At 61.0% G+C, this 26,810-nt stretch carries 20 protein-coding genes and 2 pseudogenes; 7 read left to right on the top strand and 15 right to left on the bottom strand.

Going from position 1 to position 26,810, the window contains the following annotated elements; translation table 11 throughout:
• Entirely contained in the window at positions 1-1,857 is a 1,857-nt protein-coding gene (locus ACZ5RT_RS02030; RefSeq protein WP_464453347.1) for an AMP-dependent synthetase/ligase, read from the top strand.
• Positions 1,858-1,893: 36 nt separating this feature from the next.
• Entirely contained in the window at positions 1,894-3,063 is a 1,170-nt protein-coding gene (locus ACZ5RT_RS02035) for an ABC transporter substrate-binding protein (RefSeq protein ID WP_464453348.1), read from the top strand.
• 89 nt (positions 3,064-3,152) lie between these two features.
• Here the strand turns inward: ACZ5RT_RS02035 and ACZ5RT_RS02040 are convergent, their stop codons facing one another.
• Positions 3,153-3,674: a DUF2062 domain-containing protein gene (locus tag ACZ5RT_RS02040; RefSeq protein ID WP_464453349.1), complete on the bottom strand. Its 522-nt coding sequence runs from the start codon at positions 3,672-3,674 to the stop codon at positions 3,153-3,155.
• Between the two features lie 226 nt (positions 3,675-3,900).
• On the opposite strand from ACZ5RT_RS02040, the gene ACZ5RT_RS02045 reads away from it, so the two are divergent.
• On the top strand, positions 3,901-4,848 hold the full coding sequence (locus ACZ5RT_RS02045) for a TerC family protein (RefSeq protein WP_422169704.1): 948 nt from the start codon (positions 3,901-3,903) through the stop codon (positions 4,846-4,848).
• A gap of 71 nt (positions 4,849-4,919) precedes the next feature.
• Here the strand turns inward: ACZ5RT_RS02045 and ACZ5RT_RS02050 are convergent, their stop codons facing one another.
• Positions 4,920-5,813 carry a LysR family transcriptional regulator gene (locus tag ACZ5RT_RS02050; RefSeq protein ID WP_464453350.1) on the bottom strand — a complete coding sequence of 298 codons (894 nt, stop codon included), beginning with the start codon at positions 5,811-5,813 and terminating at the stop codon, positions 4,920-4,922.
• A gap of 211 nt (positions 5,814-6,024) precedes the next feature.
• On the opposite strand from ACZ5RT_RS02050, the gene ACZ5RT_RS02055 reads away from it, so the two are divergent.
• On the top strand, positions 6,025-6,312 hold the full coding sequence (locus ACZ5RT_RS02055) for a TFIIB-type zinc ribbon-containing protein (protein ID WP_422169702.1): 288 nt from the start codon (positions 6,025-6,027) through the stop codon (positions 6,310-6,312).
• A 75-nt stretch (positions 6,313-6,387) separates the two neighbouring features.
• On the opposite strand, the gene ACZ5RT_RS02060 is transcribed toward ACZ5RT_RS02055, so the two are convergent.
• The 8 genes from ACZ5RT_RS02060 to ACZ5RT_RS02095 form a co-directional block, all read right to left on the bottom strand.
• On the bottom strand, positions 6,388-7,557 hold the full coding sequence (locus tag ACZ5RT_RS02060) for an acyl-CoA dehydrogenase family protein (protein ID WP_464453351.1): 1,170 nt from the start codon (positions 7,555-7,557) through the stop codon (positions 6,388-6,390).
• Positions 7,554-9,524 (bottom strand): ATP-binding protein, encoded by a 1,971-nt coding sequence (locus ACZ5RT_RS02065; protein ID WP_464453352.1) that lies wholly within the window; start codon positions 9,522-9,524, stop codon positions 7,554-7,556. Before ACZ5RT_RS02065 ends, ACZ5RT_RS02060 begins: the two co-directional genes overlap by 4 nt.
• Positions 9,521-10,327 (bottom strand): enoyl-CoA hydratase/isomerase family protein, encoded by an 807-nt coding sequence (locus ACZ5RT_RS02070; protein WP_464453353.1) that lies wholly within the window; start codon positions 10,325-10,327, stop codon positions 9,521-9,523. Before ACZ5RT_RS02070 ends, ACZ5RT_RS02065 begins: the two co-directional genes overlap by 4 nt.
• A complete protein-coding gene (locus ACZ5RT_RS02075; protein WP_422169699.1) occupies positions 10,324-11,496 on the bottom strand; it encodes an acyl-CoA dehydrogenase family protein in 1,173 nt (390 codons plus the stop codon). The genes ACZ5RT_RS02070 and ACZ5RT_RS02075 overlap by 4 nt, the downstream gene beginning before the upstream one ends.
• 239 nt (positions 11,497-11,735) lie before the next feature.
• Positions 11,736-13,346 (bottom strand): acyl-CoA carboxylase subunit beta, encoded by a 1,611-nt coding sequence (locus ACZ5RT_RS02080; protein WP_464453354.1) that lies wholly within the window; start codon positions 13,344-13,346, stop codon positions 11,736-11,738.
• Complete coding sequence (locus tag ACZ5RT_RS02085; protein ID WP_464453355.1) at positions 13,343-14,236, bottom strand: SDR family oxidoreductase; 894 nt, start codon at positions 14,234-14,236, stop codon at positions 13,343-13,345. Before ACZ5RT_RS02085 ends, ACZ5RT_RS02080 begins: the two co-directional genes overlap by 4 nt.
• The gene (locus ACZ5RT_RS02090) at positions 14,233-14,907 is read right to left on the bottom strand and encodes a TetR/AcrR family transcriptional regulator (RefSeq protein WP_464453356.1); all 675 of its coding nucleotides are present in this window, start codon (positions 14,905-14,907) and stop codon (positions 14,233-14,235) included. Before ACZ5RT_RS02090 ends, ACZ5RT_RS02085 begins: the two co-directional genes overlap by 4 nt.
• Positions 14,908-15,101: 194 nt before the next feature.
• The gene (locus ACZ5RT_RS02095) at positions 15,102-16,265 is read right to left on the bottom strand and encodes an acyl-CoA dehydrogenase family protein (RefSeq protein ID WP_464453357.1); all 1,164 of its coding nucleotides are present in this window, start codon (positions 16,263-16,265) and stop codon (positions 15,102-15,104) included.
• A gap of 121 nt (positions 16,266-16,386) precedes the next feature.
• Between ACZ5RT_RS02095 and ACZ5RT_RS02100 the strand changes: the two genes are divergently transcribed.
• Complete coding sequence (locus ACZ5RT_RS02100; RefSeq protein ID WP_464453358.1) at positions 16,387-17,592, top strand: acetyl-CoA C-acetyltransferase; 1,206 nt, start codon at positions 16,387-16,389, stop codon at positions 17,590-17,592.
• Between the two features lie 22 nt (positions 17,593-17,614).
• Positions 17,615-19,780, top strand: coding sequence for a 3-hydroxyacyl-CoA dehydrogenase NAD-binding domain-containing protein (locus ACZ5RT_RS02105; RefSeq protein WP_464454174.1), 2,166 nt, complete (start codon positions 17,615-17,617; stop codon positions 19,778-19,780).
• A gap of 66 nt (positions 19,781-19,846) precedes the next feature.
• Here the strand turns inward: ACZ5RT_RS02105 and hsdR are convergent.
• Positions 19,847-21,679, bottom strand: a pseudogene (gene hsdR / locus ACZ5RT_RS02110) (EcoAI/FtnUII family type I restriction enzme subunit R); the annotation flags it as partial.
• 126 nt (positions 21,680-21,805) lie between these two features.
• Between hsdR and ACZ5RT_RS02115 the strand changes: the two are divergent.
• Entirely contained in the window at positions 21,806-23,278 is a 1,473-nt protein-coding gene (locus ACZ5RT_RS02115) for an IS5 family transposase (protein ID WP_464453271.1), read from the top strand.
• A 17-nt stretch (positions 23,279-23,295) separates the two neighbouring features.
• Here the strand turns inward: ACZ5RT_RS02115 and ACZ5RT_RS02120 are convergent.
• From ACZ5RT_RS02120 to ACZ5RT_RS02135, 4 genes and pseudogenes are all read right to left on the bottom strand, one after another.
• Positions 23,296-23,805: pseudogene (locus ACZ5RT_RS02120) on the bottom strand (type I restriction endonuclease subunit R); the annotation flags it as partial.
• A complete protein-coding gene (locus ACZ5RT_RS02125; protein ID WP_464453359.1) occupies positions 23,802-24,269 on the bottom strand; it encodes a hypothetical protein in 468 nt (155 codons plus the stop codon). The gene ACZ5RT_RS02125 and the pseudogene ACZ5RT_RS02120, both read right to left, overlap by 4 nt.
• A complete protein-coding gene (locus ACZ5RT_RS02130) occupies positions 24,238-24,837 on the bottom strand; it encodes a nucleotidyltransferase domain-containing protein (RefSeq protein ID WP_464453360.1) in 600 nt (199 codons plus the stop codon). Before ACZ5RT_RS02130 ends, ACZ5RT_RS02125 begins: the two co-directional genes overlap by 32 nt.
• A gap of 132 nt (positions 24,838-24,969) precedes the next feature.
• On the bottom strand, positions 24,970-26,766 hold the full coding sequence (locus ACZ5RT_RS02135; RefSeq protein ID WP_464453361.1) for a GmrSD restriction endonuclease domain-containing protein: 1,797 nt from the start codon (positions 26,764-26,766) through the stop codon (positions 24,970-24,972).
• Positions 26,767-26,810: the final 44 nt, after the last annotated feature.

Here is a 26,810-nt window from a genome sequence, read left to right on the forward strand (position 1 = left end):
ATGAGCCAACTCTGGGACACCTCCGGCATCACGCCGCAAAAAAATGTCGTCATGGCGGGCGAGACCATCCCCGCCATTTTCTGGAACGCGGTGGCCGCGCGCGGCCCGAATGTCTGGATGCGCCAGAAGGACCTGGGCATCTGGCGCAGCTGGACCTGGAACGAGACCGCGCAGGCCGTGCGCGAGATCGGCCATGGCCTGATGGCGCTGGGCTTTGAAGCGCGGCATACCGCATCCATCCTGTCCAACACCAACATCGAATGGGTGCTGTGCGACCTGGCTGTGCTCAGCGCAGGTGGCGTGTCCAATGGCATTTACCCGACCGATGCGGCCGAGCAGGTCCACTACCTGTGTGAAGACTCGGGCACCCGCGTGCTCTTTGTCGAAGACGACGAGCAGCTCGACAAGGCCTTGGCCGTGCGCGAGACCTTGCCCTTGCTGCAAAAAATCGTGGTGTTCGACATGGAGGGTTTGCGCGACTTCCACGACCCGATGGTCATCAGCCTGAAACAGCTGCAGGCCTTGGGCCGCGAACACGCTCAGCAGCACCCGGATGCGTTGATGCAGCGCAGCGCGGCGTGCCAACCGGAGGACCTGGCCATTTTGGTCTACACCTCGGGTACCACCGGCAAGCCCAAGGGTGGCATGCACAGCCATCGTGGGCTGGTCTACACGGTGCGCGGCTACAACACCCTGATCGCCCGCGATGAGCGCGACGAATGCATGTGCTTCTTGCCGTTGTGCCACATTGCCGAACGCATGGGCGGTGAGTATTTTTCGCTCTACACCGGGGCCAAACTCAACTTTGTCGAGAACCCCGAGACGGTGCCCGAAAACGTGCGCGAAATCGCGCCCACCGTGTTCACGGCCGTGCCCCGCGTGTGGGAAAAGTTTTACTCGGGCGTGATGATCGCGCTCAAGGAAGCAGGCAGCTTTCAACAAGCCGTTTACGGCTGGGCGATTGGCGTGGGCCAGCAGGTGGCCGATTTGGTGCTGGCGCAAAAGCCGGTGCCTGCCAGCCTGAAACTGCGCTTTCATCTGGCGCGTCTGTTGGCACTCAACAACGTGCGCAAACTGATCGGCATCCACCGAGCGCGTTTTTTGGTCACGGGTGCTGCACCCATTTCACCCGAATTGGTGCGTTGGTACCTGGCGCTGGGGGTGCCCATGCTGGAAGTCTGGGGCATGACCGAGACCTGCGGTGCGGCCACGGGCGTGCCTGCTGACCGCATCAAGCCTGGCTCGATTGGCCCGGCCGCCGAGTACAACGAAATGCGTCTGGACCCGGTGACCAGCGAGATTCTGGTGCGTGGCCCCAATGTGTTCATGGGTTACCTGAACCTGCCCGAGAAAACCGCCGAGACCATCGACGCCGACGGCTGGCTGCACACGGGCGATGTGGGCGTGGTGGATGAGGAAGGGTTTTTCCGCATCACCGATCGCATGAAAGACATCATCATCACAGCCGGGGGCAAGAACATCACCCCGAGCGAGCTGGAAAACGAACTGAAATTCTCGCCCTACGTCACCGATGCGGTGGTGATTGGCGACAAGCGGCCCTACTTGACTGTGATCATCATGATCGACCAGGAAAACGTGGAGAAATACGCGCAGGACAACGACGTGCCTTTCTCCAACTACGCCAGCCTGACGCACAGCGCCGAGGTGCAGGCATTGATCCAGGCCGAAGTGGACCGCGTCAACAAGAAGTTTGCCCGCGTCGAGCAGATCAAGAAATTCTGGCTGCTCGACACGCAACTGAGTGCCGAAGACGAAGAACTGACCCCGACCATGAAGCTCAAGCGCAAATTGGTCGAGAACAAATACGCGCCCCAGATCGAGGCGATGTACCGCTGATTTCATCACCCATCATCACCACAGGAGACCTGCACCATGAAACTCAAACTCAGTCTTGTCGCTGCTGCGATGGCCCTGACCGCTGGCGCGGCCATGGCCCAAACGCAGGGCGTGTCCAAAAACGAAATCGTGCTCGGCTCCATCCAGGATTTGTCGGGCCCGCTGGCCGGCTTTGGCAAGCAGGTGCGCCTGGGTATGATGCTGCGCGTGGACGAAGCCAATGAGCAAGGCGGCATCAATGGCCGCAAGTTCAAGCTGCTGGTCGAAGACTCGGCCTATGACCCGCGCCGCGCCGTGCTGGCCGCCCAAAAGCTGGTCAACCAGGACAAGATTTTTGCCATGATCGGCCACATCGGCACCGCGCAGAACATGGCGGCGATGCCTGTTCAGTTTCAGAAGAACGTGATCAACTTCTTCCCGGTCACGGCTGCGCGTGAAATGTACGAGCCCTTCCACAAGCTAAAGTACTCCTTTGCCGCCACCTATTACGACCAGATGCGTTTGGGTGTGCCGATCCTGGTGAAGGAAAAGAACGCCAAACAAATCTGCGCCATGCACCAGGACGACGAGTTCGGTCTGGAGGTGTTCCGTGGTGCGGAGGCGGGCCTGAAAACCATCGGCATGCAGTTTGCCGAAGTCACCACCTACAAGCGCGGCGCGACCGACTTTGCATCGCAGATGCAAAAACTGGCTTCGTCCAAGTGCGATTTCGTGGTCATGGGCACCATCATCCGTGAAACCATTGGCGGCATCGCCACCGCACGCCGCCTGGGCTTCAACCCGACCTTCCTGGGATCGAGTGCGGCCTACACCGACCTGATCCACAAGCTCGGTGGCCCCGCCATGAACGGCTTTTACACCACCATGTCGACCCAGCACCCCTATCTGGACGAGGCCTCACAGCCCATCCGTTTCTGGGCCAACAAGTACAAGACCAAGTTCAACGAAGACCCCACCGTGTTCTCGGTGTATGGCTACAACGCCATCGATTCCTTCTTGCGCGCGGTTGAAAAGTCCGGTGCCAATGTGACAACCGAAAGCATCATCAAGGCCATGGACACCATGGTGATCCCACCCGATATCTTTGGCACGTCCGAGATGACCTTCAGCCCGACCAAGCGTTTGGGCAGCAACGCGTCGCGCATGTCGCAGATCACCGACGGCCGCTGGAAAGTGACCTCGGGCTATTTCAGCGACAAGAAGTAAAACCTGCAGCGCCCGCTGCACAAAAAAACCGCCAGTGCCCGAGAGGGCCTGGCGGTTTTTTCTTGAGCGTTCCAAGTGCCCAGAGGCTGTCATCCCCCAGCGTTGGAACGGCGGCGTCGCAGCGCCACACGCAAACGCCAGCCGAGTTTGACCAGCCCATAAGCCAGCGCGGCACCGCCTACGCCAAAAATGCCCATGCCCAGCAGGACCGGGCCGCCGACTTCTTGCAAGCCACTTGCCCAGCCCGTGTCAGGCCCATTGTCTGCGGGCATGGGCGTGCCCAGGAACAGGTTGCCGACGGGATAGGCCAACCACAGCCAGAAACCGAAAGTCAGTGGGTTGGTCAGCATGGTCATGACGGCCGCTGCCGGAATGTTGCCGCGCCACCAGGTGCAGTGGGCTGCAGCGACAAAGGTTTGACCCAAGGGAATCACGAAGGCCCAGAAGGTGCCAATGGCCACGCCCCGTGCCACCGACTCGTGTTGCAGCCGCCACAGCTGGGGATGCAGCAGCTGGTGTGCCACCGGGCGCAGCCAGGCGTGTTGCGCCAGGGATTCGCGGGTGGGCAGCGCTTTTTGTAGGGAGGCTCTTAAGGTGTGGAAAACAGGCATGACGCGTCCAGTGTGTCGATGGGCGCATGTTGCCTGCCGGGTCCTGATGGAAACAGCAAGAAATTTCAGTGTGACATTCTTGTTTTTTAGGAAAGAAATATCGTTTTATTCAGTAAAAATAAAGACCTTCAAACGGCCCTGCAGGCCAAGTGTCCGGATTCATGCGCTGGGCAGTTGGCAGGTCGGTCCGGCTGATCGGTGTTTTCGATAACAAAAGAGGAATTTCATGGAAACCATTGCCCCCCTGTGGCTCTGGGCCACATTTGTGGCCATTGTGCTGGTGTCGCTGTTCGTGGACTTTGTGGTGCTCAAAAAGCAGGGCGCCCATGACATCGGCGTCAAGGAAGCGCTCAACTGGTCCCTGATCTGGATCGCGCTGAGTTTTCTGTTCAACGGCTTGTTCTGGTGGGCCATCAAGGACACGACCGGATCGTTGGAGCTGGCCAACACCAAGTCGCTGGAGTTCCTGACCGGCTACTTGATCGAAAAATCATTGGCGGTGGACAACATCTTTGTCTTCCTGATGATCTTCACTTACTTTGCGGTGCCCACGAATTTCCAGAAGCGTGTGCTCATGATCGGCATCATCGGCGCGATCGTGCTGCGCACCGTGATGATCCTGGTCGGTGGCTGGCTGCTGGCCGAATTCCACTGGGTGCTCTATGTGTTTGGTGCTTTCCTGATCCTCACGGGTGTGAAGATGTGGTGGGCGGCGGGCAAAGAGCCTGACCTGGAAGACAACCCGGCCCTCAAGTTGCTCCGCAAGGTGCTGCCTGTGAGCAAGAACTACGACGGTGAAAACTTCTGGACGGTGGAGAACGGCAAGAAAATCGCGACCCCGCTGTTCATGGTGATCTGCCTGATCGCGCTGACCGATGTGATCTTTGCGGTGGACTCGATCCCGGCGATTTTCGCGATCACCTCGGACCCCTTCATCGTGCTGACCAGCAACGTGTTCGCGATCCTGGGCTTGCGTGCCATGTACTTCCTGCTGGCGGCGGTGGCCAACAAGTTCCACCTGCTCAACTACGGCCTGGCCGTGATCCTGGTGTTCATCGGCACCAAGATGTGCCTGATCGATGTGTTCAAGATCCCGGTGGGCATCTCGCTGGCCGTGGTGGTGGGCATCCTGGCCACGACCATGCTGCTCAGTGTGCGATCAGCCAAAACCTGATACGCGGCGTTCGTGATCAAGCCTCCAGGGCCACAAGCCCTGGGGGCTTTTTCACATCTGGAGCGCACGTCTCAATGGGCCGAGTCGCTCGCCTGCAAGAGCCGCTGCACGAGCGGGTGCTGCACTTTCTTTTCGGTGCCGATGGCAAAAAAGTTTTCCTTCACCCCTTCGCAAGGTCCGAGACGTTGCACATCGTAGTGCGCCAGCAACTCTTCGTGCACCCATTCGGCGGCTGGGAACACGCCCATGCCGCTTTCGCCAAAGGTCTTGAGCAAGGCGCTGTCTTCGAATTCGCCCACGATGCGCGGCTGGATGGCGTGGTGTTCAAACCAATGGTCCAGCCGGGTGCGCACGGCGGTGTGACCGGTGGGCAGCAGCACCGGCACCTCGGCCAGGCTGGCCGGAAATTTCTTCTTGGCCGATTTGACCAGCGCCGCGCTGCCGTACCAGGACACGGCGGACGAGCCCAGTGCGTGGTTGTAGAGCTTGATGTTGGCATTGCCCGGTGCAGGCCGGTCCGACAGCACCACGTCCAGGCGGTGCAGGGCCAGGTCGCCCAGCAGGTCGTCGAACTCCCCCTCGTGGCAGAGCAAGCGCAAATGTGGCTCGCCCATCACGGGCTGCATGAGGCGGCGCACCACCAGTTTGGGCAGACCGTCCGAGATGCCTGCGGCCAGCCGCACGGTGGGTGAGCTCACCGCGTCGCGCACCTTGGCAGGCAGGTTTTCGCCCAACTGAAAAATCTGATCGGCTTGCTGCATGGCCGCCAGTCCTGCATCGGTCAAGGCCAGGCCGCGTCCGGCGGGTTTGAGCAGGGCATAGCCCAGCGAGCGCTCCAGCTCCCGCACTTGGGCGCTCACGGTTTGTACCGCCATGTCGAGCTTGTCGGCCGCCCGGGTGATGCCGCCTTCCTTGGCCACAACCCAGAAGTAGTACAGGTGCTTGTAGTTGAACGTGGTGCGCATGGACAGAATTTTTGAGAGGGTTGATCAGCGATTATCTGCTTTTACCAGATTCATGGCAGCCGTAAAGTCAGCCCACATTTCACCTGCATTCCGTGGGCTGCAGCGTCTGCCTGCCCTCTGTGGCCGAAGGGCGTGCGTTGCCAGACGGTGCGGTGGAATGGATGAAGGTTTGATTCACATGTTGCGCTTGTCCAAATTCAAAGGAATCACCATGAAATGTCCCACTTGTGCCGATACCCCCCTCGTCATGGCCGAGCGCCAAGGCGTCGAAATCGATTACTGCCCATCCTGCCGGGGCATCTGGCTGGACCGGGGCGAGCTGGACAAACTGCTGGACCGCGCTGCAGCGGCCGCCCCTGTGCCCGCAGCACCGCAGCAGCCCGCTCAGCCAGCACCAGGCATGCAGCGCCCCCAAGCTTACGGTGACGGGCGTTATGGCTACGGCGACCGAGACGGCTACAAACGCAAAAAGTCCTGGTTGCACGAAATTTTCGACTGAGCTTGCACGCCCCACCCACCCGTTGTTGCACAGGCGTCTGCTGTCGGCTCTGCGATGGCGCGGTGGGCTGGGCGCTCAAATGCCCAGTTGTTTGGCAGCCAGCTCTTTCATGATCTCTTCGGCACCGCCGCCGATCATCATGACTTTGACCTCGCGGTAAATCCGCTCACTCACGGTGCCGCGCATATAGCCCATGCCGCCCAGCATTTGCACTGCGGCATCGGCGCAAAACTGCATGGTTTGGGTGGCATGGTTTTTCAGCAGGCACACCTGCGCCACCCACTCGGCACCGGTTTGTCCTGCATCGGCTTGCTGCGTCACGGCATCCACCCAGGCCTGGGTCGATGAGATGTGCATTTGCATGTCCATCAATTTGTGGCGGATCACCTGGCGCTCGATCAGGGCCGCACCAAAGGTCTGGCGTTGGCGTGCCCAGGCCAGTGCTTCGTCATAACAAGCCTCAGCAAAACCCAGTGCCATGGCCGACATGGCCAGGCGCTCGCCGTTGAAGTTGCCCATGATCATCTTGAAGCCCGCGCCTTCGTCACCCAGCCGGTAACGTTGGGGCACGCGCACGCCGTCAAAACGCAGTTGTGCGGTGTCCGAACTGTGCCAGCCCATTTTGTGCAGCCGTGTGCGCGAAATACCGGGTGTGTCGCCGGGCACCGCGACCATCGAGATGCCGCTGGTACCCTTGCTGGCCGGGTCGGTGCGCACGGCCAGCGTGATCCAGTCGGCGCGCAGGCCCGAGGTGATGAAGACTTTTTCGCCGTCGATCACATAGTCCGCGCCGTCGGCACGTGCCGTGGTGCGCAGGCTGGCCACGTCCGAGCCACCGCCAGGCTCGGTGATCGCCAGGGCCGCGATGCGCTCGCCGCGCAGCACAGGCGGCACGACTTCGGCTTGCAGATCGGCACTGCCGTGCGCCATGACCGGGGGCAGGCCGATGTTGAGCGAGAACAGGCTGGCCATCACGCCGCCGCTGCCGCCGTAACGCGCCAGGGTTTGCGACAGCAGGTTGCGCGCACGCCAAGGGGCTGGTGTGCCGCCCAAATGCTCGGGGTAGCCCAGGCCCAGCAGGCCCAACTCGGCGGCTTGGGTATAAAGCGATCGGTCAAATTGACCGGCTTCTTCCCAAGCGGGCACATGTGGGGCGATGGCCTGTTTGGCAAAACGCTCCACCGTGGTCTGCAGGCCTTGCAGTTCTTCGGCGGTGAATGTGGGTGTGATGTCGGTGGTGTTCATACAGCGTCCTTCCATTGCACCAGCACCTGGCCGGGACCCACTTGTTGGCCCACGCTGGTCAATACGCTGTGCACCACCGCATCGCGTGGGGCGCACAAGATGTGTTCCAGCTTCATCGACTCGATCACCAGCACGGCATCGCCTTGTTGGACCGATTGGCCTTCTTGCACATGCAGCGCGATCAGCTTGCCATTAAAAGGCGCGCGCAAAGACTGCGCGGCTTGCGCATTGGCGCCTGTGTTCGGCGCGCTGTGGCTTTGGTCGCTCAGCCACAGCTCAAAGGTCTCTGGGCCATGCAGCTGCACATGCCACTGCAGAGCGTTGGCGGTGCCTCGGCATGCCACGGCACGGGCGTGCCAGCGGCTGCCGTCCAAGTCGATGTGCAGCAACTCAGCGCTGCGCCCCACGCGGGCCTCGTGCGTGGCCTCGCCTGTTTGGATGCGCACTCGGCCTTGCCCCATTTCCTGCAGGTTGAGCGAGAGGGTGTCTGTGCCCAGCCCCATGCGCACTGGCCGCGTGAAGGGGCTGGGCATGGTGGTTGCAGGCGCTTGGTTGGCATACAACACAGCCAGAGCGGACACGGTACGGGCATCGCTCGTCGCCTGCAGGCTTTGGCGCACCGCATCAGCCTGTTCGGCCAGGAAAGGGATCAAGGCCTCACCCGCACGGAACACCGGGTGCTGCAAACACGCGGCCAGAAACGCGCGGTTGGTGGGCAGGCCCAGCACGGCCGTCTGGTCCAGGCCTGTGCGCAGGCGGTCGATGGCCTCTGCGCGGGTGGGTGCGTGGGCGATCAGCTTGCCCAGCATCGCGTCGTAGTGCGGCGTGACCACCGCACCCGCGTGCAGCGCATGGTCAAAGCGCAAACCCCCAGGCGCTGCAAAGGCCAACACCGTGCCGGTTTGCGGCGTGAAGTGTTCGTCCTCGGCGCACAGGCGCACCTCGATGGCGTGGCCTTGCAGGCGCACATCGGCTTGCGCCAGCGGCAGCGGCTCGCCGCGTGCGATGCGCAATTGCCACTCGACCAAGTCAAGCCCCGTGAGCAGCTCGGTCACCGGGTGCTCCACCTGCAGCCGGGTGTTCATCTCCATCAGATAAAACGGCTTGTCGGCTTGGGCCTCGTCCAGCAAAAACTCCACCGTGCCCGCACCCACATAGCCCGCCGATTGAGCCAGTGCAATGGCCGCTTGCCCGAGTTGCTCGCGCAGCGCAGCGTTCACGGCCGGGCTGGGTGATTCTTCGATGATCTTCTGGTGGCGACGCTGCACCGAGCAGTCGCGCTCACCCAGGTGGATGCAATGGCCCTGCGTGTCGGCCATGACCTGCACCTCGATGTGGCGCGGCCGCAGCAAGGCGCGTTCCAGCAGCAAGTCACCGTTGCCAAAACCAGCCAGCGCTTCGGAGCGGGCGCTGTGCAAGGCGGGCAGCAGCTGGGCCATGTCGGTCACCAGGCGCATGCCGCGTCCGCCGCCCCCGGCCACGGCTTTGACCATCAGCGGCAAGCCCAACTGCTCAGCTTGTGCAGTGAAGGTGGCATCGCTTTGGTCCGCGCCAAAGTAGCCCGGCAGACAAGGCACGCCGTGCTGCAGTGCCAAAGCCTTGGCGGCCGACTTGCTGCCCAGGGCGCGGATGGCTTCGGGCGGCGGCCCGACCCAGGTCAGACCTGCATCGATGACCGCTTGGGCGAACTCGGCGTTTTCGCTCAGGAAGCCATAGCCCGGGTGCACCGCGTCAGCTCCGCTGTCTCTTGCGGCTTGCAGCAACTTGTCGATGCGCAAATACGAGTCGGCCGACAACGTGCCGCCCAAGGCGCAGGCCGTGTCGGCTTCCTGCACATGCAGGGCGTCGCGGTCGGCATCTGAATAAACAGCCACGGTCGTTATGCCCATGCGCTGGGCGGTGCGGATCACACGGCGGGCGATCTCGCCGCGGTTGGCGATCAGCAGGCGGGTGACGGTTCGGCTCATGGCGGGCCTCCGGTAGCTTGGGCCCAAGGTGCTGGCTGTTTGCGTGCAAACGCAGCCAGGCCTTGTGCGGCTTCGGCACTGCGCAAGCCACTGGCAAATGCCTGCGCTGCGGCATCACGCAAGTCGGGCACCGGGCCGCGCAAGCTGCGCAGAAATTGTTTGGTGCTGGCCACCGCGCCGGGCGCGGCGCGCAAGAGGCGCTGCAAAGTCGCTTGCCAAGCCGCATCGCTGCCCTCTTCGATGACTTCGTGCACCAGACCCACTTGCAGCGCTTGCGCTGCGCTGTAGCTCAGCCCTTGCAGCAGGCATTGGCGTGCGGCGCTCTCGCCCAAGCGTTGCCACACAAATGGTGCGATCTGCGCAGGCGGCAAGCCCAGCGTGACTTCGGGCGTGCCCAGCACCGAACGCGCTGTGGCCACCACATGGTCGGCGCAGCAGACCAGGCCAAAGCCGCCGCCCATGGCCGCGCCATCCACCCGGCACACCAGCAGCTGGGGCAGGGCGCTCAAGGCATGCAGCAGGTCACCAAATCTTTTGTTCATGGCCAGCAGCGGGTCGGTTTGTCTGTCCTGCAGGGGCTGACCGATCAGGCTGGCAAAGCCGCCCAAACTGCCGCCCGCACAAAATGCACCGCCTGCGCCAGTCAGCACCACGATGCGCAGCGTGGGGTCCGCTGCAGCCCGCGTGCAGGCTGGCAGCAAGCCGTCCACCACCGCATCGCTCAAGGCGTTGCGCGTGGCCGGGTCGTTCATCGTCCAGGTTTCCACCGCACCCTGGCGTTCGATCAACAAAGTGCTGCTCATTTTTGCGGCCGCTTGGCAATGCCCATCATCTTGGCCAGAATGCCCAGCATGACTTCGTCGGCACCGCCACCGATCGAGGCCAGACGGCCATCACGGTACATGCGCGAGACCTTGTTCTCCCAGGTGAAGCCCATGCCGCCCCAGAACTGCAGGCAGGTGTCGGGCACGGTGCGGTTCAGGCGTCCGGCTTTGAGCTTGGCCATGGTGGCCCATTCGGTCACGTCTTCGCCCGCGATGTAATGTTCGCAGGCCTGGTAGGTCAGGGCGCGCAGGCTTTCCACCTCGGCCTTGAGTTCGGCCAGCTTGAACTGCACCCACTGCTGGTCGGCCAGCGTGCTGCCAAACAGCTTGCGCTCTTGCGCCCACTCCACCGTCCATTGGATGCAGTTGGTCAGTGACTGCAGGGTGCTGGCCGCGCACCACAGGCGCTCCTCCTGAAACTGTTGCATTTGGTAGATGAAGCCTTGACCTTCAGCCCCGATGCGGTAGCGCTGCGGCACCCGCACCTCGTCAAAATAAATCAGGCCCGTGTCGCTGCTGTTCATGCCGATCTTCTTGATCTTCTTGCCCACTTCGATGCCGGGCCTCAACTTGCCGTTTTCGCGCATGGGCACCATGACCAGGCTTTTGTTTTTGTGGATCGGACCTTCACCGGTGTTGACCAACATGCACATCCAGTCGGCCTGCAGGCTGTTGGTGATCCACATTTTTTGGCCGCTGATCACGTAGTCGTCACCGTCCTTGCGGGCCACGGTTTTGATGCCCGCTACATCGCTGCCCGCACCCGGCTCGCTCACGCCAATGCAGCCCACCATGTCGCCCGCAATCGCCGGGGCCAGAAACTGCGCGCGCAGTTCATCGCTGCCAAAGCGTGCCAGCGCAGGGGTGGCCATGTCGGTCTGCACACCAATGGCCATGGGAATGCCGCCGCAGTCAATGTGCCCCAGCGCTTCGGCCATGGCCAGGCTGTAGGAATAGTCGAGGCCTGCACCGCCAAAGGCCTCGGGCTTGGTCAGGCCCAAGAGGCCCAGGTTGCCCATCTTCTTGAAGACCTCATGCGCGGGGAAAATTTCTGCGGCTTCCCATTCGTCCACATGGGGGTTAATTTCGGATTCGATGAAACGCTTGAGCGTGTTCTGGATCTCGCGGTGCTCGTGGGTGTATTGCATGGCTTGTCTCCTGGTACTTTGTTGGGTTATCTGTTATGCCGTCTGACGCCAAGGTCTGTCATGCCGGGGATGATGTAAGCGCCTGTCATGCCGGACTTGATCCGGCATCCATGTGTGAACAGGCATGGACCCCGGGTCAAGCCCGGGGTGACAGAGAAGAGGGTCATCCATAGGGTGGCAGAGAAAAGGCTCAAGCCCGGAGTGATAAAGCGGAATGTGCCTATGCATGGTCATGGCACTCACATCCGGGCCACGCCAAAGGTGCTGGCGCGGGGTTGGTGGGTTGCCGCTTCACAGCAGGTGTCGAGGCAAAACGACAACACGCTGCGGGTTTCTCGCGGGTCGATCACACCGTCGTCCAGCACCAGGCCGCTGGTGTAGAAGGCATCGGCCTGCGCCTCGAACAAGGCCACGATCTTGTCGAACTGGGCCTGCATCTTCTCGGGGTCGGGTGTGATGCCTTTGCGGGCCATGCCCGCCTCGGCCACGATCTGCATGGTGCGGGCCGCTTGCTCGCCGCCCATCACCGCCGTCTTGGCTCCAGGCCAGCTGAACAAAAAGCGCGGCGCATAACCCCGCCCGCACATGCCGTAGTTGCCCGCACCAAACGAGGCCCCACACTGGATGGTGAGCTGCGGCACGGTGGCGTTGGTCACGGCCTGGATCATCTTGGAGCCGTGCTTGATCATGCCGCCTTGCTCGCTGTCTTTGCCCACCATGTAGCCGGTGGTGTTTTGCAAGTAAATGAGGGGGTGGCCCAGCTGGCACATCCACTGGATGAAATGCGTGGCCTTGTTGGCCCCAGCCACATCGATGGGCCCGTTGTTGCTGATGATGCCGACCGCATGGCCACCGATGCGGGCTTGTGCGCACACGGTGGCTGCACCGAACAATGGCTTGAATTCCAGAAAATCCGAGTCGTCCACCAGCCGCAGGATGACCTCGCGCATGTCGATCGGTTCGCGGTGGTGGGCGGGCATCAGGCCCAGCAGTTCCTCGGCGGCAAAGCGCGGGGGTTTGGCTTCTCGCTGTGTCTTGTGTGCTGGCCAGTCCCAGCGCGCCACCACATCGCGGGCCGTGCCCAGCGCATGCCGGTCGTCTTCGCACAGGTACTCGCCTAGGCCCGAGACGCTGGTGTGCATCTCGGCGCCGCCCAATTCTTCTTCGGTGGCGACTTCGCCGGTAGCGGCTTTGAGCAAAGGCGGCCCGGCCAGAAAAGCACGCGACCTGCCGCGCACCATGATGACGGTGTCACTCAAACCCGGCATGTAGGCCCCGCCTGCGGTGCCCGAGCCGTGTTGCACGGTGAGCACCGGCAAGCCCGCTGCCGACAGCCGGGCCAGGTTGCGAAACAGGCTGCCGCCCAGCACAAAGCCCTCGACCTTGTACTGCATCAGGTTGGCCCCGGCGCTTTCGACCAGGTGCACAAAGGGGAGTTTGTTTTCGAGGGCCAACTCCTGCACACGCAAAATCTTTTCCAGGCCCCGCGCCTGAATGGCCCCGGCCTCGATGCCCGAGTCGCTGGCCACCACCATGCAGCGCACGCCATTGATAAAACCGATGCCCGCGATCATGCCGCCGCCGGGCACCGACTTGGCAGGGTCGGGCGTGTCTTGCATGAAGCCCGCCAAGGCGCACAGCGGCAAGAAGGGTGCACCGGGGTCCAGCAACAAGGCCACGCGTTCACGCGGCAGCAACTGCCCGCGTTTGTCGAACACAGGTTTGGACTGGGCCGAGGCAAGAGCTGCCCGTTCTTGCAAGGCTTGCCACTGCGCCAGGCGGGCCAGGGCGGCCTCGCGCCGTTGCTGCGCCACAGGGCTGTGCGGGTTCCAGGTGGATTCGAATGTCATTGGAATACCTTGGGGGTGACGGCACGGTGAAAGCCGTTGAACGGTTTGACCGCATCGCGGTCTTGCACATCGGGTTGGGCCACGGTTTGTTGCCAGCCCATGCGCATCTGCGGGCGGGCGCCGTCCACACGCAGCACGCTGCCGCTGATGAAGCTGGCGGCGGGCGACAGCAAAAACACAATCGCTGCGGAAGTTTCGGCTTCGGTGCCAAAGCGGCCTTGCGGTACGGTGTTGCGCATATCGCGCAGCATCGGGCCCGCCTCGGGTGGGTAATGGTCCATGCCGCTGCTGGCGATGTAGCCCGGGGCCACGGCGTTCACACGCACACCCTGTGCGGCCCATTCGAGCGCGGCCGTTTCTGTGAAGCTGACCATGCCTGCACGCGCTGCGCCGCTGTGGCCCATGCCGGGCATGGAGCCCCACATGTCGGCCACGATGTTGACCACCGCGCCGCCGTGCTGTTGCATGCTTTGATTGAAGCACTCGCGTGCCACTAAAAAACCGCCCGTCAAGTTGGTGTCGATGACCGCCTGCCAGCCCTTGGCGCTGGTGCTGGCCAGGGGCGAGATGTATTGCCCACCCGCGTTGTTCACCAAGCCATGGATACGCCCGTGCTGTTGTGTCACTTGCGCCACCATGGTTTGTACATCTGCCTCGCGCCGGATGTCGCAACTGTGCCAGCTCACCTGGCCGCCATCACCCGCGATCTCTTGTGCGGTGTTGGCGAGTTTTTCGGGGTTGCGGCCCACCAGCACCACGTGTGCGCCCAGGCTCGCCAGTTCGTGTGCGGTGCAGCGGCCAATGCCCGAGCCGCCGCCGGTGACCAGGATGACCTGCCCGCGCAGCAGGCCGGGTGCAAAGACGGATTGGTAAGGTGTGGTGGGCTTCATGCGGGGTCTCTCAAAAACAAGGCCAGGGCGGCCTCGGTCAATTCGTCCAGCGAGGCGCGTGGTGGACTTTTCTTTGCTGTCTTTTTGGGAGGTGGCTGGTACCACTGCACTGCCCAATTCAAAGCGCCAAAAATCATCAGCCGTGCCAGTGCCACCGGGGCCTGCAGCTGGCCACTGTGGTGCAAGGCTTGCAGCACGGGTATCCAGGCTGCTTCGTACTCGTCCTTGATCTGCGTGATGGTCTGGCGTTGTTCGGCGCTCAGCGAGCGCCATTCGTAGAGCATCACCGGTATGAAGTCACTGTCGGGTCCCAGCAGCACATCGAACTGGTTGCGGATCAGCACGCGCAGCTGGTCGCGAGCGCTTTCATCACCACCCAAACGGGCACAGGCTGCGCGTTGGCGCTCTCTGGCCTGCTTCATGCCTTCGACCATCACGGCCAGCAAAAGGTCTTGCTTGTTGCCAAAGTGGTAGAAGGGCGAGCCTGGCTGCATGCCCACCTGCGCGGCGATCTCGCGGGTGCTGGTGGCGTCATAGCCTTGCCGGTGAAACAGCTGCGCCGCCGCCGCAATCAGCGCTTGCCGCCGATTGCCATCGTCACGCTCGCCCTCGGTCTTGCGAGGACGGCCGCGTGTGCGTTTGGGCTCAACGAGGGTGGGAGCGCTGGTCATTTTTTTGATGTCATGCCGGGCTTGATCCGGCATCCATGCGTGATCAACCACGGACCCCGGATCGAGTCCGGGGTGACAGAGCGGGGTGTCATGCCGGACTTGATCCGGCATCCATGTGTGAAGGGGCATAGATCCCGGGTCGAGCCCGGGGTGACAGGGGGGTACTTGGATTGTTCGCCCACGGTGTTAATGCTTCAACGTCCCGCCAAACCCATACTGCGCGAGATCACTTCTTTCATGATCTCGTTGGTGCCGCCGTAAATGCGTTGCACGCGGGCGTCGGCATAGGCGCGGGTGATGGGGTATTCCCACATGTAACCGTAGCCGCCGTGCAGCTGCACGCATTCGTCCATCACCTTGCACTGCAAATCCGAGCACCAGTATTTGGCCATGCTGGCCGTCGCCGTGTCGAGTTTGTCTTGCAGTAGCAGTTCAGAGCATTTGTCCACAAACACACGCGCCACCTGCACCTCGGTCTGCAGCTCGGCCAGGGTGTAGCGGGTGTTTTGGTAGTTGCCCACGGCCTGGCCAAACACCTTGCGGTCTTTCACGTACTGCACCGTCCAGTCGATGGCCGCTTGCGCTGCGGCAATGCCGCCAATCGCAATTTGCAGACGCTCCCAAGGCAGCTGTTCCATCAGGCAAATGAAGCCCTTGCCCTGCATGGCCGCGCCACCCAGCAGCTGGTCGGCGCTGACCTTGACGTTGTCAAAAAACAATTCGGACGTGTCTTGCGCTTTCAGGCCCAGCTTCTTCAAGCGCTTACCTTTCTCAAAGCCAGGCGTGCCGCGCTCGATCAAAAACAAACTGGTGCCCTTGGCACCCGCAGCCGGGTCGGTCTTGGCCACCAGAATCACCAGGTCGGCATGCCAGCCGTTGGTGATGAAGGTCTTGCTGCCGTTGATCAGATAGGTGCCGTCTGCTTGCAGCAGCGCCGTGGTTTTCACGCCCTGCAGGTCCGAACCTGCAGCTGGTTCGCTCATGGCGATCGCGCCCACCATCTCACCGCTGGCCAGCTTGGGCAGGTATTTTTGCTTTTGGGCTTCGGTGCCGTAATGCAGGATGTAAGGGGCGACGATCTCGCTGTGCAGGCCGTAGCCAATGCCGCTGAACCCTGCGCGTGCCAGTTCTTCCATTTGCACCACCGAATACAGCTTGTCTGCATCCGAGCCGCCATAGGCCTCGGGCAGGGTCATGCACAAAAAGCCGTTCTCCCCGGCCTTGTCCCACACGGCGCGGTCCACGTAGCCTTGCTCTTCCCAGGCTTCGTGGTGGGGGGCGATTTCCTTGTCCATGAAGCGGCGAAAGCTGTCGCGGAAAGCCTCGTGGTCGGCGTTGAAAAGGGTGCGTTCGATCATGGTGTCACCTTCAGGACTTGGGGTTGTTTATTTATACAAAGCGTTTGCTTGGTAAAAGTCTATACTGAATGCAAAAATCCACAACACAGGGCAAACCCCTGATGACCCCCAGGAGACATTCATGAGCGAAGCATTTGTTTACGACGCCATACGCACACCGCGTGGCAAAGGCAAAAAAGACGGCAGCCTCCACGAGGTCAAGCCGATCAGTCTTTTGAGCGGCGTGTTGCGCGAGCTGCAAAGCCGCAACCAGTTCGACACTGCTGCGGTAGACGACGTGGTCATGGGCGTGGTCTCGCCCATTGGCGAGCAAGGCTCGGTGATCCCCAAAGTGGCGGCTCTGGCAGCCGGTTGGGACTGGCGCTGCTCGGGCGTGCAGCTCAACCGCTTTTGCGCCTCGGGCCTGGAAGCGGTCAACACCGCCGCCATGAAGGTGCGCAGCGGCTGGGAAGATCTGGTCGTTGCTGGCGGCGTTGAAAGCATGAGCCGCGTGCCGATTGGTGCGGACGGCGGCGCTTGGGCGCAAGACCCCGAAACCAACAGCGCCACGCTGTTTGTGCCGCAAGGCATTGGTGCGGACTTGATCGCCACCCTGAGCGGCTTCACGCGTCACGATGTGGATGCCTATGCGGTCGAGTCGCAAAAGCGCGCCACGGCCGCGCGTGCAGCGGGCTATTTCGACCGCTCGGTCGTGCCGGTCAAAGACAAGCTGGGACAGGTCATCCTGGCGCAAGACGAATTCATCAAGCCCGGCACCACAGTGGAAACATTGGGCGGCCTGAAAGCTTCGTTTGAACAGCTTGGGGCCATGGGCTTTGACGCCGTGGCCTTGCAGCGCTACCCGCAGGTCGAGCGCATCCACCATGTGCACCACGCGGGCAACTCGTCTGGCATCGTGGACGGCGCAGCGGCGGTGTTGATCGGCTCGGAAGCCGCAGGCAAAACCCATGGCCTCACACCACGCGCCCGCATCGTGTCGGTGGCCTTGTCCGGGGCCGACCCGACCATCATGCTCACAGGCCCCATGCCCGCCGCGCGCAAGGCGCTGGCCAAGGCGGGCCTGACGATTGACCAGATCGATTTGTTCGAGGTGAACGAAGCCTTTGCCGCCGTGCCCATGAAGTTCATGCAAGAGATGGGTGTGCCGCACGACAAGGTGAACGTGAACGGCGGTGCCATTGCCATGGGCCACCCGCTGGGGGCCACGGGCGCGATGATTCTGGGCATCCTGATCGACGAACTGCACCGCCGCAAGTTGCGCTACGGCTTGGCCACTTTGTGTGTGGGCGGCGGCATGGGCATTGCCACCATCGTTGAACGCGTTTGACCAGGGAGACAGCATCATGATTTTGAAAACACTGCGCTACGAATTGGCGGACGGCATCGCCACCATCACCTTTGACGAGCAGGGCTCGCCGGTCAACACCATGTGCCTGCAATGGCAGGCCGACCTGGCCCAGGCGGCCGAGCAGGTGGCCAAAGACAAGGCCCAACTCAAGGGCGTCATCCTGGCTTCGGCCAAGACGTCGTTTTTTGCGGGGGCAGACCTCAAGGGCGTGATGCGCTCGCAAGCCTCGGACGGCCCGCGTGTTTTTGCCGAGATCGAAGGCATCAAGAAAAGTTTCCGCACCATCGAGACGCTGGGCGTGCCCGTGGTCAGCTGCCTGAATGGCACTGCGCTGGGCGGTGGCTGGGAAGTGGCGTTGATCGGCCACCACCGCATCGCCACCCGCAACCCCAAAACCCAGTTCGGACTGCCCGAAGTCACGCTGGGCTTGATCCCCGGTGGTGGTGGCATCACCAAGATGACCCGCGTGCTGGGTTTGCTGGCCGCGCAGCCCTATGTGCTGGAAAGCCAACTCTTTGGCCCCGACGAAGCCGTCAAGCTGGGCCTGGTGCATGAGCTGGTGGACAGTGACGATCAGTTGCGCCCCCGCGCATTGGCTTTCATCGCTGCATCGCAAGGCCAGCCCGAAGCCGCCCAGCATGTGTGGGACCGCAAGGACTACAAAATGCCCGGCGGCACGCCCAGCAACCCCAAGATCGCGGGCATGCTGAGTGTGGCACCTGCCGTGCTCAAGCAAAAAACACGCGGTCTGTACCCCGCGCCCGAAGCGGCGTTGGCCGCCATGGTCGAAGGCGCGATGGTGGACTTTGACACCGCCATGCGCATCGAAAGCCGTTACCTCGCCGGTCTCATGACCAGCCAGGTGGCGCGCAACATGATCAACACCTTCTTCTTCAACATGAACAGCATCAAGGGCGGCCAAAGCCGACCCAAGGCTGCACCGCGCTACAAGCCGCAAAAAGTGGGCATCCTGGGCGCAGGCATGATGGGCTCGGGCATCGCCTATGCGCAAGCGAGCCGGGGCATCGCCACCGTGCTGAAAGACGTGAGCATGGAAGCCGCTGAAAAAGGCAAGGCCTACAGCCACAAGCTCACGCAAAAGCGCGTGGACAAAGGCCGCATGGCTGCAGACAAGCAAGCGGCTTTGTTGTCACTCATCCAACCCACGGCCAGCGCCGCTGACCTCCAAGGCTGCGACCTGATCATTGAGGCTGTGTTTGAAAACCGCGAACTCAAGGCCAAGGTCACGCAAGAGGCCGAGCCCATGCTCGCCCAAACACCCGAGTTCAGCGGCTTCTTTGCCAGCAACACCTCCACCTTGCCCATCAGCGGCTTGGCCAAAGCCAGCGCTAAGCCCGAGAAATTCGTGGGCATCCACTTCTTCAGCCCCGTCGACAAGATGCAGCTGGTGGAGATCATTCGCGGTGCACAGACCGACGACGAGACGATTGCCCGTGCGTATGACTACGTGCAGGCACTGGGCAAGCTGCCGATCGTGGTGAACGACTCGCGCGGCTTTTACACCAGCCGTACCTTTGGCACCTTTGTGATGGAAGGCGCGGCCATGCTGGGCGAGGGCATCCCCGCCCCCGTGATCGAGAACCTGGCCATGCAAGTGGGCATGCCCGTCGGCCCGCTGGCCGTGCTGGACGAAACCGCGCTGTCGCTGTCGGTGCATGTGCTGGACCAAACCCGCGAAGACTTCGCCAAAGAGGGCAAGACTTACCAGGCCTCCCCCGGCGAGCTGCTGGTCGAGCGCATGGTCAAGGAACTCCAACGCCCCGGCCGCGCCGCAGGTGGTGGTTTTTACGACTACCCCGCTGGCCAGAAAAAAGTGCTGTGGCCCGAACTCAAAACCCGCTTTGAAAAAGCAGATGTGGCCTACAACCAGCAAGACATCAAAGATCGCCTGCTGTACCGCCAGGCCGTGGAAACCGCCCGCTGCCTGCAAGAAGGCGTGCTCACCTCGGTGCACGATGGCAATATCGGCTCGATCTTCGGCATCGGCTTTCCGGCCTGGACGGGTGGGGCGCTGCAGTTCATCTATGGCCAAGGGGTAGATGCGTTCGCCAAGCGGTGTGGTGAATTGGCAGGGTTGTACGGCGCGGGGTTTGTACTCACCGATGCGGTCATCGCCAGCTTGAAGCAGCATCAGCCGGTGTATTGACGGACAGGCCCGAGAGGGCTTGCAAAATAAAACGCAGCGCTTCGGGTGACCGGGGGGCTGCGTTTTTTATTCGTACAAATACCGCTGCATCCCCACAAACGCCTTCCTCACCAACACCGCATCCCCCAATTCCTCCATCGCGTCATTGAGCGCGTTGTAGCGCAGCTTGAGCAGTGGGGTCAGTTTGTCGGCGTCGAGTTGGTCTACGCCTTGGGTCACGTATTGGTCCAGCACGAAGGCTAAAAACGCTTGTTGCTTTTGGCCGTAGGTCACCTCGTTGTGAGCCTTGGCGCGATCTGCACGGGTGGCGCGTGTTTCGGTGGGCAGTGCAAAGGCCACATAGGCCAGAACATCGAAGAGGTCACTTTTTTCGGCTTCGATGATGCGTTGCATTTCGCGCAGCGGGTCGCGGCCAAAGCCTTTGTCTGCCAAGCCGCCCAGCAGTGCTTTGCGCGTGGTCGGGTCGGCCCAGAGGGTGCGCAGTTCGTCTTCGTTTTTGAAGAACTCGGGCAGGGCGCCAAACAGGCTTTCCAGAAACTGTGCGGGTGACAGCGGCCTGCCGTCTGGCCCCCAGTAGCTGGTGGAGGTGATGTGCTGGATGGTGCGGGTTTTGCCGTCGGCCAGTTTGACCACCAGCTTGGCCGGGCGGTCTTCGCCCGGCATGCTCACTTTGGGTGGTTCGGTCGGGTCTGGCGGCTGCCAGCTTGGGGGCAAAGGCTTTTCGGTCGGTGGCTCGGGCTCCACGGGTTCGCCGTCCCATCCCGGGTCGCTGAACAGGTGGTGCGCCTTCACAAAGTCATAGATCGTGAAGTAGTCCTTGCCGTCATACAAGCGGGTGCCGCGCCCGATGATTTGCTTGAACTCGATCATCGAATTGACGGGCCGCATGAGCACGATGTTGCGCACGTTGCGGGCGTCCACGCCTGTGGAGAGTTTTTGCGACGTGGTCAGGATGGTGGGCAGCGTTTTTTCGTTGTCCTGAAACTGGCTCAGGTGCTGCTCGCCCAGCTTGCCGTCGTTGGCCGTCACGCGCACACAGTAGTCGGGCGCGGGGCTGGTCTTGATCTGGTTGATCAGGTCGCGCACCAGCAGGGCGTGCTGCTGGGTGGCGCAAAACACGATGGTTTTTTCGCGCTGGTCGATGCTGTCCATGAACAGCTTGACGCGGTAGGCCTCGCGCTCTTTGATCTCGATGCTGCGGTTAAAGTCTTTTTCTTCGTAGCGCTTGCCTTGCTGCACTTCGCCATCCAGCACCATGTCGTCGGCGGTGTAGACGTAATCGTCCAGCGTGGTCACGATCTGCTTGACGCGAAACGGCGTCAAAAAGCCATCGTTGATGCCGTCCTTGAGCGAGTAGGTGTAAACCGGATCACCAAAATAGCCATAGGTGTCGGCGTTGATCGTGCGCTTGGGTGTGGCCGTCAGGCCCAGCTGCACGGCGGGGCTGAAGTACTCCAGGATCGCCCGCCAGCTGCCTTCGTCGTTGGCGCCGCCCCGGTGGCACTCGTCGATGATGATGAAGTCAAAAAAGTCCGGCGGGTATTCGCCAAAGTAGGGCGTTTCACCCGGCCCGCTCATGAAGGTCTGGAAGATCGTGAAGAACACGCTGCCGTTCTTGGGCACGCGGCCTTTCTTCTTGATGTCGCTGGGGTCGATGCGCACCACCGCATCTTCGGGGAAGGGCGAGAACGCGGTGAACGCCTGATCGGCCAGGATGTTGCGGTCGGCTAAAAACAAAATGCGTGGGCGGCGGCTGGGTTCCGTGCCGTCTTTCCAATCCTTGAGGTTCCAGCGGCTGTGAAACAGCTTCCACGCCAGCTGAAACGCGATGAAGGTTTTGCCCGTGCCCGTGGCCAGCGTCAGCAGCACACGGTCTTTGCCGTTGGCCACCGCCTCCAGCGTCGTCCCTGCAAAACCCCTGCAACCCGCATGAATGCTTGTGATCTGGGGTGAATCCGGATGGTCAGAACTCTCAAATAGATATCCAATGGAGGCTGTTTTCTGGGAGTTTTTGAAATCAGCGCCATGACCGATGACTTTTTCCGCAACCGCCTGGACCAGATGATCGATTTGCGTCACCCGCTTGCGGTACTGGCCAACCGCATGCCTTGGCAAGAAATCGAAGCTTCCCTCGCCCATCGTTGGGCACGCCAGGTCAAGGCTGGCAAGAAGATCGAAGATTTGGATTTGTTTGGCCCGGTCTCGGCCGTTGCCGGTGGCGGCGTCTCCAATGCTGGCCGTCCTCGTTTGCCCACCCGTCTGATGGTGGCGCTGCTGTACCTCAAGCATGCGTTCAACGAGAGCGATGAAGACGTGATTCAGCGTTGGGGCGAGACCCCCACTTGGCAATACTTTTCTGGCAATGAGTATTTCGAGCACCAATGGCCGTGCGACCCGACACAACTGGGGCGCTTCCGTAAAGCCCTTGGCGAAGAAGGTGTGGAAGAGCTGCTGGCCCGCACCATGGAGGTGGCCGTCACGCTCAAGCTGATCGCCAAGAAAGAGTTGACGCGCGTGATCGTGGACTCCACGGTGCAAGAAAAAGCCGTGGCTCACCCCACAGACAGCAAGCTGCTGGAGACCGCCAGGTCCAAGGTGGTGGAGGCGGCCAAAGCCAATGGCATCGAGCTCAAGCAAACCTACGCCAAAGAAGGGCAACTGCTGGGCTACAAGGCTGGGCGCTACGCCCATGCGCGTCAATTCAAACGCATGCGCAAAGTCATCAAACGCCAACGCACCATCGTTGGCAGGCTGCAGCGCGAGGTGGCTCGCAAGATGACCACGCTCAGCCAAGCCATACAAGACACCTTGGGCCAGACCTTGGGCAAGGCCAAACGCTTGGTCACGCAGACCGGCAGCCGCAAGGCAGTGGACAACCGCGCCAAGCTCTACAGCTGGCATGCACCCGAGGTGGAGTGCATCAGCAAGGGAAAGAGCCGCAACCCGTACGAATTTGGTGTGAAGGTGGGCCTGGCCATGACGCTCAAGGGCAATCTGATCGTGGGTGCCAGGAGCTTTCCCGGTAACCCGTATGACGGGCACACCATGCATGAGCAGATCGAGCAAAGCGCCATCTTGATGCAGGGCTTGGGCGTCAAGCCCGAGGTGGTGTACGCAGACTTGGGCTACCGGGGGGTGGACAAGGACAACCCGGACATCGAGATCAAACACCGTGGCAAGGACAAGCGGCTCACAGATGAAGAGCGCAGGCTGCTCAAAAGACGCCAAGCCATCGAGCCGATCATCGGGCACCTCAAGGCCGACCACCGCATGGATCGCTGCCACCTCAAGGGCTCAGAGGGTGATGCGCTGCACGCGGTGCTGTGCGCGGCGGGCTACAACATCCGCTGGCTGCTGCGGATGATCGTCAAGAAAGGCCTGGGCCTTTTGTTGTGTCTGTTGCAGGTGAGCGGTTTAGCGGGTTTGTTTGAGAAATTGGCAGAAATCTTCGGCCTCAACCGACTGCAAAACTCAGATCAACGCTGGGCGCTGGCTTGAAATGAATTTTGCAGGGACGACTCCAGCACGCGGGTGATGGCGCTTTCTTGGTAATAGCGGCCCGTCCAGGTGCCGCCTTTGTCTTCGAGCGGCACGGCGGCAAAGCGTTTGCGCCAGGCGGCGGCTTGCGCCTCGCTCTCGCCAAAGGCCATGTCCCACAGCTCATCGGGCGTGGGGTAGCGGGTCACTTCGCCCTCGGCCCCCGTGTGCATGTCGATGCCGTAAATGCCCTGGCCGTTGGTGGCATAGGTGTGGCGAATGGCCAGCTTGGCCGCGTAGCTCTTGGCCTGACCCACGCCCTCGGTCAGCGGCTTGGCCCAAGCCTTGGCCTCGATCACCGCCAGCTTGGTGTTGCGGTAGACCAGCACATAGTCGGCAATGTCGGCCCGCGCCCGCTTGCCCGCGCCTTGCAGGCGGCCCGCCGTGATGTTGTGCTCCCGCAAGATGCGGCTGCCATCCACCTGGCCCCAGCCAGCGGCGGCCAGGGCTGGGTCGATGTGTTCGGCGCGGGTTTCGGCTTCGTTCATGGCTGCAGGCCTCGGGTGAGCAGTTTGGCGTGGTGTTCGGCAAACCAGTTGGCCACGGTTTTCAGGAAGGACGCCACCAGTTCAAGCGCCTCTGCCAGTTCATCAGAATCGACTTGAAAGCCAGCCCGGTATTTGCGGTTGCGCCAATCCCGCAGGGTGTCGAGTTCGTCGAAGGCCATGACACTCAGCGATACCGCCTGTGCGGCCCCCTCAAGGGCTGCGGCATGGTGGCCCTTGTCACTGGTGATGCGCCAGCCCTGCGCAGCACCCACAGCCAGGCAGGCCATCAGCACGGCGTCCCAGGCCGCGTCCATGCGGGTGCCGGATGACACGGCGGTTTGTTGAGCATCCGTCAACTTGACCTGCGCACTCTGCAGCCAAGCCACTGCGTCCTTGGCGTTGGTCGCTTGCTGTTTGACGGGGGCATCTGGCTCACTGGCCAGGCGCTGAAAAGATCGCAGCATCAAAATGTCCAATCAGCGGAATGCGAGGGCTTTGGGCGACCTCTTGGGCAAAGCTTTCACGGTCTAACACCTGTTTTTTGAATGCTTCTATCGTACACGCAGTGGCGTGCACCTTTCGGCCCAACTGGCGACCTGCAGGCCTGAGTGCGGCGTTGGCCTTGAGTTCAGAAGCCGTGCCCAGAATCAGCACGTCGACATCGCTGTTGGCGGTGGCCTGGCCCCGGGCCACCGAGCCAAACACCACGGCCACTTCGATTCCATCCAGTTTCTCAAGCGTCTCACGCAGCGTACGCACCAGCGCGCTGTCTTGCTGCATGAGTGTCACCAACGGTGCCAGCTGCGGGTCTGTACTGGCGTAATAACGGGGCAGGCCATCTTGCTGACGGCGCTGCACCAGGCCCGCCTCTGTCCAGCGCTTGAGCAAGCGTGCCGTGTTGCCGGGATCGATGCCCGAGGCTGCAGCCAGCTCACGCGGGCCAAATCCCCGACCCGGTTCGGCAAACAGTGCTTGCAACACTTTGAATCGGGCCTGACCGCCAAAAACCTCGATGAGCTGGGCTTCGTTCATGGTTTGATGTTGAATTGACAACGATGTTGTCGAATATACATCATCGTAGTCAAATTAACAACAAGGGGAGATCTTGTTTTTAGCTATATCGCACCCGACGATGTGATGTTGACGCTTTACATCCACCAATGCTCAAAGCTGACCGAACCAAGTCTTGATCTTTTGCGCCATCAATTGCCTGCGCAATTGCAAAAAGTCGTCGTAGCTGGGTGCATTGCCTCCAAGCAAACTCACTGGCAGACAGTTTGCTTCTAAGTTGGCTTGCATGTCATCCACAGACTGAATCCCGCCGTATTTTTGACTGGCGTTTTGGGCTTGATCAAGCAGCTCTGCAAAGTATTTTTCGGGCGCTTTGGCCCCGATGGCAATGTTGATCTCGCTCTGTGCGATCACGTAATTTGCAATCTGGTTGTAGCTCGAAGGGGTCAAGCCTTTGTCTTTGAGGTGCTGGCGTGGGTAAACATGGTGAACATCGGCCCTGTTCAATAAGAGGTCGCGAACTGTGATGTCGCGTGACAAAAACCCTCTGTCACCCAGTTTGACTTGTGCGGCTTTGTAGCAAATGAAGAAAGGGCTCTTGATTGAGGATGTGTCCATGAACTGCGGCAACATGCCCGTCCAGAAGCTGTCTGGCAGTTCGTTTGGAATAACCGTGTTGGCGTATTGAACGACCCCGTGTGCGTCGATCTGGCGAATGTCAAAGTCAAACTGGGATTCTGGGGAGCCGCTGTATCGGCCCCGCAGCACCGACATGGCATACCAGCGACGAACCAGTTGCTCCAACTCTGCCGCAGGCACTTGCTCTTTGCGCCCACGCAGGTAAACGATGTAGGCAAAGTTGACCGCGTTTTGGCTGGTGATCATGTCGCTGGTGATGAAACCAGCCGAACGCAAAATCATCGTGATGCGGTCAAAGTGCGTCTCGTTGATGAAAGCCAGAATGCCGTTTTTGAGCTTTTTGAACGAGTCTTCTGCAATGGCGTCTTCGTAAGCCTTGGTCAAAAAGTTTCGGCCCGACAGCAGTGCCACCAGATCTTGCAGCTTGCCCCGGCCAAACTCGGATGTAAAAGCCACGCGCAACATGTCGGTGTAATTCGGATCGTAGATGTCATCGTTGACATCGCAGATCCATTTCATCTTGCCGTAAAACTCCGAGCCCGTGAAAGCCTTGTCGCCTTTTTCGATCTTGGCTTTGAACTCGGGGGATATGGCTAAATGACAGAAGTAGTCGATGGCTTTGCGCAAGACGTTACCGCCGTAGCTTTCATTGACAGCGATTTTGGACATCGCAAAGTCGGCTTGTGACAAAGCTTTGCCTGCCGAGTTCACGCGGATGAAGATTTCGGTGACGGTTTCAATGTCAAGGTCTTCGGCCAGTTCAATCACGCCCACGTGGTTGTGAACAATGCCCTTCAAGCGCGTGACCACCTTGAACAAATCGTTCTGTTGGCAGCCCTCATTGGCTGCGCAGTAGTCGGACACAAGCTGGAATAAATCCGTCGAAGGATCAAAGATGCTGGCCACGTTGGGCCACCAAGCGGCGTTTTTTTGGATAGCAGGGTTCGCGACCTCAAACTTTTCTTCTTGCGGATTGAAGGCGATCTTGATGTTGACCGTCTCGTAATCTTCAGTCAGAACCTCAATGCCCAACAAAGCCGCCATCAAAGCGGTCACGCGCTGCTGGCCATCAATGAGGATGCGCTTGCCTGCAGAGTTTGAGCCGTCTTTGAGCTTGACGGTGGGGTTGCGCCAAGCAATCAAATACCCCACTGGAAAGCCTTGGTAGAGCGAGTCCAGCAAGTTGCGGACCTTGGTGGCTTCCCAAACGAAAGGGCGCTGAATTTCGGGGATGGCGATTTCGCCCGACTTCACCCAAGTCAACAAGGTTTCTATGGGGTGAGGGGTGACGGAGTAGCGTTGTGTAGACATGGATTTAGAGCTGCCCGCTGAAGGCTTGGTGCAACAGGGATTTT

The organism is Limnohabitans sp. TEGF003 (assembly GCF_055395455.1).